Origin of the sequence: Noviherbaspirillum soli, assembly GCF_015352955.1 — a bacterium.
Taxonomy (GTDB): domain Bacteria; phylum Pseudomonadota; class Gammaproteobacteria; order Burkholderiales; family Burkholderiaceae_D; genus Noviherbaspirillum_A; species Noviherbaspirillum_A soli.
Map to the genome: position 1 here is coordinate 21,684 of NZ_JACYOX010000047.1, position 6,513 is coordinate 28,196.

Below are 6,513 nucleotides of genomic sequence, written 5' to 3' on the forward strand. Positions count from 1 at the left end.
AACCGTGGGCTAGCAGTGCCCTTAACCAGCAGCCGCTTGCTGTCATTGAAATCGTGCAAGCCACATCTTCACTGGGGCAACAGCGCCGGTCAAACCTTTGTCCGGCAACGTCTCTGGCTAGCTCAGCCACTAGTTGTCATCAAAGTTCCCGCTTCCACGCACCCCGCAAGCTTGCATCCCCAGGCAAATCACATTCCCGACATGCACAAAAACTGGCTTCCTCACCAAGCCCACCATCGCCCCCATCAGTTGCATGCGCCAACCCCACCCTGGTAAACCGCAGTCAGTTTCCCCCTAATTGTTAAAAAAAACTTGCCACTAAAAAACAAATCTTTCACAAAAAACAGCCTTTGCGCATCCTGTGCGGCGCTACTCCTCATCGCGCCTGTTTTGTGTATCACCCAGTCGATCCGATGGACCGTCCGCAGGCGGAAGGCTTTCAATCCAGTTAAGGTTCTCGGAGAAAACATCATGTCCAGGGATGAAGCGTCAGCACGTCAACCCCACGATGACGACAAGGCGCGCAGCTACGCCTATGAAAGAAATGCACGCCAGCAGTCGCTGCGCAAGCGGGAGGCGCAGGCAAGGGCGGCGGAGGTATTGAGGTCAAGAACGGTGCTGGTGATCACCGGCGCCGGCCAGGCAAGGGAGACCGGACTGCACTGCGTCAATATGCTGGCCAATGCCGGCCACCGGGTCGTGGCAGTGCTGGCAGATGACAAAGCGCCCGAAGAGTTCATCAAGGGACCAGTGGCAGACCGGATCGCTTGTGTCAACAAGGGCGTCGGCACGGATGCCATGCTGCGTAACGCCATCGCTGCATTGCCGGAGCGTTTTCGGCAAATCGATACGCTGGTTGGGATGATTTGCCTGCAGTCCTGTCACAACCCCTTGCTGGAGAAGGGCCCGCATTCTCTCAATGTCGACCCGGCTGCTGGCGCAGGGGATTTTGTTCATGCAGTGCGCGCTGTTCTGCCTGATCTGTCAGCGTCCCGGCGCAGCCATGCGCTTGCCGTACTGATCCCTGAAACCGGTTTTCGCCATGCCAGATCAAGGCCGTCGCTGCATCATGAGCATGCGGAACTGCTCATTGCCACCTTGCGTGCCGAACTGACCGAGCTTGGCGTGCGCTTCACCCGCATACAGTCCGGCGCGCTGGAGGCCAGTGGCGAGCTCACGCCCAAGGACGTCACGCAGGCAGTGGCATGGGCACTGGGACAGCCGCATCATCTTGCCGTATGCGATATCGATATCCAGCCCGCGCCGCTCGCCCGGCCGGCGCTGACACGGCGGGAGCAGGAAGTGCTGGCATGGACGGCTTGCGGCAAGACCTCCGATGAAATCTCCCGCATCCTCGATCTGTCGGTGAGCGGCGTGAATTTCCACGTCACCAATTTTCTTTTCAAGCTCGATACCTGCAACAAGATGGCCGCAGTGGCACGCGCAACACAGCTTGGCCTCTTGCCCTGAGCATGACGCAAGCCAGCGCGCCTGCGTGCTGACGAAGGGAGGCATGCAGGCTGCAGTGAACTGGCAGATGGAAAAAAAGCGGACCGAAGTCCGCTTTTCGTTTTTTTCCGCTTGCCGATTATTTCTTTTCCGGCTCGGTCACGAAGCCGATCTTGCTCAAGCCGCCCGATTGCGCCGCGGCCATGACCTGTGCCACCTTTTCATATTGCGTTGTGCGCTCGGCCCGCAGGTGCAGTTCCGGCTGCGGCGTCTTTTGCGCCGCGGTGGCAATGCGCAGGTTCAGCTGAGTGGCGTCGATGGCTTCGCTGTTCCAGAAGATCTGGCCCTGCGCATCGATGTCGAGATTGATGTTCTCGGGCTTCAGGTCATCGGGCTGACTGGTGGCGCGCGGCAGGTCGATTTTGACGCTGTGATTAATCACCGGGATGGTGATGATGAAAATGATCAGCAGCACCAGCATCACGTCCACCAGCGGCGTGGTGTTGATTTCCGGGTTGAAGTCGTCGTCCGAGTCGGACAGGGAACCCATTGCCATCATGCGCTCCTTGCAACCGTCAGGTGCTTGCCTTGCGGCTGCGCGCCATCCGCGGTGCGTGAACCCGTGACGAACAGCGCGTGCAGATCGAAGCCGAACTTGTTCAGGCGCGCCAGCGTGGACTTGTTGCCACGCACCAGCGCGTTGTAGCCGAAGGTGGCCGGGATCGCCACCGCCAGGCCCAGCGCCGTCATGATCAGCGCTTCGCCGACCGGGCCGGCTACCTTGTCGATGCTGGCCTGGCCGCTGGTGCCGATCGATACCAGCGCATGGTAGATGCCCCAGACCGTGCCGAACAGGCCGACGAAGGGCGCGGTGGAGCCGACCGAGGCCAGGATCGCCATGCCGGACTGCAGCTTGGCCGATGATTCGTCGATCGCCTGCCGCAGCGACAGCGTGACCCAGTCGCTGACCGACAGCTGGTCATGCAGATGTCCCTGGTGCGCGCTGTGATGGTGCATCGCCTTCACGCCGGCCTGCGCCAGGTCGGCATAGGGATTGTTGCTGCCCAGCGCCGCCACGCCTTCCTGCACATTGCTGGCATCCCAGAACTGGCGGCCGGCCACGGACGAGGCGCGCCGGTAGCGCAGCAATTGCAGCGCCTTGGTCACGATCACGTACCAGGAAGCGATCGACAGAAGCAGCAGCAGGATGGCGACGCCGCGGATAACAAAATCGCCCTGCAGCCAGAGGCTGTCCAGTCCGTAGGGATTACCTTGCATGATGATTCCTTGAAGATTGTTTGAAATGGGGTTGCGCCCAGCGCGCGTGGGGCTCTGCTTTTTTACTGGATCGAGAAATTAATCGGGATCAGCGCATACACCGCCACTGGCCGGCCGTCTTCCAGATGCGGCTTGAAGACGGCACGCAGGGCGGCCTGGCGGGCGGCTTCATCCAGTCGCGCGTAACCCGAGGACTTCTGCACATCGACCTTCTCCGGGCGGCCGCGCTCGCTGACCAGCACCCGCAGCATGACCTTGCCTTCTTCACCCATGCGCTTGGCGATCGGCGGATAGTCCGGCTGCGGCGGCTGCACGTATTCAACGCCGGAAACGGTTTTCGGCGGCGCCGGCGCTGCAGGAACGGGCGGCGCTGGAGGCGCAGGCTGCGCGGCAGGCGCCGCTGCCTGGGGTTCGGGCGCGGCAGGCGCCGCGGCGACGGGCGGCGGCGCCGGTGTGCTGATCGACTTTTCGGCCGGCTCCGGCGCCGGTTTCGGGTTTGGCTTGGGCGGCGCCGCTTTCTTGACCGCCGGCGCTGGCTTGGGCGTGACCTTGGGCACTGGCTTGGGCTCGGGCTGTGGCGCCGGCGGCGTGGGTTGGGGTTGTGGCGGCGTAGGCGCCGGTTGCGGCGTGATCAGCGTGGCAATGACTTCACGCGGCACGGTGGGAATGGCAACCGGATGCTTCATGCCATGCAGCGCCGCATACAGCAGCGCTGCATGCAGCAGGACGATCAGTGCGAGGGGAATGGCGCGTATGCCCGATCCGGACAGGGGTAATGCAGATGCGGGCATGGACGATGATCAGGCGGCAAGCGCATTGGGGAAGAACACAATCGGCTGCACATGCGGCTCGCTCGGAAGCGGCTGCGACTGCGTCGGCGCTGCGGCATCCAGGCAATCCCGCAGGATACGCTTGGCGCTGGGATGGCATTTGCCGCAGCAGGTGCCGATATCCAGATGTTCGCGCAGTTCCACCATGGTGGTCATGCCGGCATCGACGGCCTGGCGGATCTTGCGGTCGGAGACGTTGTTGCAGACGCAGACGATCATTTGATGTTTCCTCAGGCGGCCAAAGCCAAAAAGGGGTCAGTCAGGCGGTCAGGATCAGCTTGTTGAGCTGGGTCAGCCGCAGCCGGTAAATCCGGCCTTCATGGTCGATTTCAAGTTCACGCAGGTGCTGGAACAAGTCCTGGCTCCTGAGCCGGCGCACTGCTGGCGCAGGCGCCTGGTCCGGCTTCGATTGCGCCGATGCCGGCATTGCATCCTTCGGGGCGGTGTCACGCATGGCTGCCTTTGTAAATGCGAACAATTCGTATTTAGATTATTCCTGAAGAAGTAGGTGATAGCAAGTGTTAATTTGTGCTGTAGGCGAAACAGATTGGTGGAAATGGTAACGACGGGACTTTGTCAGCAGACGCTGCAGCAGAATGGAGCGGGGAAAGGTGGGTGGAATGGCACAGGAGGAAAAAAGACAACCCGACAGTGTGCAATACGCCGTAGGGTCATTGGATCAGACTGTTGGCCGGCGTTAGTAGGGTGTAATGCCCTGAAGAGGCATTGCACCGGGGCCTCAAGGGGAAATCGGTACGCCCATCCTGGTCGGCCGAACGCGGTGGAATGGATTTTCGCCAAACCTGGCGGAATTTGTTTTGCCCAAACACAGTGGAATGGTTTGCGGCCGAATGCGGTGGAATGCCCCTTCGGGGTATTCCACCCTACTGTGTCTGGCTCGTTAAAGCGGGGTTGGCGGCAGGAAGGGAAGGCGGGCCGGTGCGGCCCGCCAGGAATGCTCAGGCGTGCGACAGCGCCTCGGCATTGCTGATGATGCCGCCGCCCAGGCAGACATCGCCCTGGTACAGCACGGCCGACTGGCCGGGCGTGACCGCCCACTGCGGCGCGTCGAACGCCAGTGCGAAGCCGTCATCGGCGCTGCGCTGGCGGCAGGCGACGTCGGCTTGCCGGTAACGGGTCTTGGCCGACAGGGTTTCCAGCTCGGGTGCGACGCCGGCCACCCAGCTTACCTGCCCGGCATCCAGCGTGCCCGACAGCAGCCAGGGATGGTCATGCCCCTGCACCACGTACAGCGTGTTGCTTTCCACGTCCTTGCGCGCCACATACCAGGCGTCATGGCTGCCGTCGTCATTGCGGTTGGATTTCATGCCGCCCAGGCCGATGCCCTTGCGCTGGCCCAGCGTATAGAAGCTCAGGCCGACATGCTCTCCGACCGTCTTGCCGTCCGGCGTCTTCATTGGGCCCGGCCGGTAGGACAGATAGCGGTTCAGGAATTCACGGAACGGCCGCTCGCCGATGAAGCAGATGCCGGTGGAATCCTTCTTTTTCGCATTCGGCAGTTGCAGTTGCTCGGCAATGCGGCGCACTTCGCTCTTGTGGATTTCGCCCAGCGGAAAAAGGGTTTTGGACAGCTGTGCCTGGTTCAGGCGATGCAGGAAGTAGCTCTGGTCCTTGCTGGCGTCGACTGCCTTGAGCAGCTCGAAGTTGCCGCCGGCGGCCTGCCGCACGCGGGCATAGTGGCCGGTGGCGATCAGGTCGGCGCCCAGCTTCATCGCGTGATCGAGAAAGGCCTTGAACTTGATTTCGGCATTGCACAGCACGTCCGGATTGGGCGTGCGGCCGGCCTGGTATTCACGCAGGAATTCGGCGAATACCCGGTCCTTGTATTCGGCAGCGAAGTTGACGGCCTCGATGTCCACGCCGATCACGTCGGCAACGCTGACCGCGTCGATCCAGTCCTGGCGGGTCGAGCAGTATTCGGAATCGTCGTCGTCTTCCCAGTTCTTCATGAACAGGCCGATCACTTCATAGCCCTGTTCCTTCAGCATCCAGGCCGCGACCGAAGAGTCGACGCCGCCCGACATGCCGATCACCACCTTTCTAGACATGCAATTCTCCAAGCACGCTGGCATGGGTATAGAGCAGCGACAATGGCGCTCTCTTGCCAGCGAGATAATCATCCACGCATTGCATCACCAGGTCGCTTCGGTGGCGGCTGCGGGTGGCCTGCATTTCGTCATAGGTCATCCATATTGCGCGCAGGATGCCGGTGTCGAGCGGCATATCGTAATTGGCGCCGACCTTGCCGCTGAAGGTGAAACGCAGGTAGGTCACTTCGGTGTGTGTGCGCGACGACAGGTAGCGTGACATGTAGACGCCCACCAGGTCGGTCGGCGTGAATTCATGCGCCGTCTCTTCCATGGTTTCGCGAGCGACAGCCTGCTCCAGGGTTTCATTCGGATCCAGATGTCCGGCCGGCTGGTTAAAGCGCACGCCATCGCTGGTTTCTTCCTCGACCAGCAGGAACCGTCCGTCGCGCTCGATCACGGCTGCCACTGTCACTGAAGGTTTCCAGATATCACTCATAAGCTTCCTCTTAAGAGGGCGCCATTTTACAGCGCTCCCCACCGGAAGTTTGTGCGGCATGCCGCGTAGCAGCATTTTCTTACAACATTTATCAGAAATTCCCTCAATAAAAGCAGAAGTGCAATTGCGGAACTAAAAAAAGAACGGTTGTTCCTTTTTTGTAAAGCCGTGTAAGATCGGTGCCAAGAAAATAACCTGGAGGTAGGCATGAGGATAGGAATTCCGGCCGAAACAAGGCTGGGTGAGACAAGGGTGGCCGCCACCCCCGAGACCGTCAAGAAGCTGGTGGCGGCCAAGCACGAGCTGGTGGTGCAGGCCGGCGCCGGCCTGCGCTCCAGCGTCACCGACGAGGCCTATGCCGCCGCCGGCGCGCAGATCGGCAGCGCGGCCGATGCCTTCGGCGCCGACA

8 protein-coding genes and 1 pseudogene are annotated in these 6,513 nt (G+C 61.2%); 2 read left to right on the top strand and 7 right to left on the bottom strand.

The annotated features are described in order from the left end of the window. Positions 1–312: 312 nt before the first annotated feature. The gene (locus IGW04_RS25935; protein ID WP_228527336.1) at positions 313–1,470 is read left to right on the top strand and encodes a LuxR C-terminal-related transcriptional regulator; all 1,158 of its coding nucleotides are present in this window, start codon (positions 313–315) and stop codon (positions 1,468–1,470) included. Between the two features lie 118 nt (positions 1,471–1,588). Here IGW04_RS25935 and IGW04_RS22820 read toward each other — a convergent pair whose 3' ends face one another. The 7 genes from IGW04_RS22820 to IGW04_RS22850 all read right to left on the bottom strand — a co-directional run bounded on the left by IGW04_RS22820 (position 1,589) and on the right by IGW04_RS22850 (position 6,104). Then, entirely contained in the window at positions 1,589–2,005 is a 417-nt protein-coding gene (locus IGW04_RS22820) for an ExbD/TolR family protein (protein WP_194715399.1), read from the bottom strand. After that, the gene (locus IGW04_RS22825) at positions 2,005–2,727 is read right to left on the bottom strand and encodes a MotA/TolQ/ExbB proton channel family protein (RefSeq protein WP_194715400.1); all 723 of its coding nucleotides are present in this window, start codon (positions 2,725–2,727) and stop codon (positions 2,005–2,007) included. The genes IGW04_RS22820 and IGW04_RS22825 overlap by 1 nt, the downstream gene beginning before the upstream one ends. A 62-nt stretch (positions 2,728–2,789) precedes the next feature. Further along, on the bottom strand, positions 2,790–3,518 hold the full coding sequence (locus IGW04_RS22830; protein WP_194715401.1) for an energy transducer TonB: 729 nt from the start codon (positions 3,516–3,518) through the stop codon (positions 2,790–2,792). Positions 3,519–3,527: 9 nt separating this feature from the next. Beyond that, positions 3,528–3,776, bottom strand: coding sequence for a (2Fe-2S)-binding protein (locus IGW04_RS22835; protein ID WP_194715402.1), 249 nt, complete (start codon positions 3,774–3,776; stop codon positions 3,528–3,530). 40 nt (positions 3,777–3,816) lie between these two features. Further along, on the bottom strand, positions 3,817–3,984 hold the full coding sequence (gene hemP, locus IGW04_RS22840; protein ID WP_228527337.1) for a hemin uptake protein HemP: 168 nt from the start codon (positions 3,982–3,984) through the stop codon (positions 3,817–3,819). Between the two features lie 532 nt (positions 3,985–4,516). Further along, complete coding sequence (gene mnmA / locus IGW04_RS22845) at positions 4,517–5,626, bottom strand: tRNA 2-thiouridine(34) synthase MnmA (protein WP_194715404.1); 1,110 nt, start codon at positions 5,624–5,626, stop codon at positions 4,517–4,519. After that, positions 5,619–6,104 carry an NUDIX hydrolase gene (locus IGW04_RS22850; protein ID WP_194715405.1) on the bottom strand — a complete coding sequence of 162 codons (486 nt, stop codon included), beginning with the start codon at positions 6,102–6,104 and terminating at the stop codon, positions 5,619–5,621. Before IGW04_RS22850 ends, mnmA begins: the two co-directional genes overlap by 8 nt. A gap of 207 nt (positions 6,105–6,311) precedes the next feature. Between IGW04_RS22850 and IGW04_RS22855 the strand changes: the two are divergent. Then, positions 6,312–6,513 (top strand): annotated as a pseudogene (locus tag IGW04_RS22855) (NAD(P)(+) transhydrogenase (Re/Si-specific) subunit alpha); the annotation flags it as partial.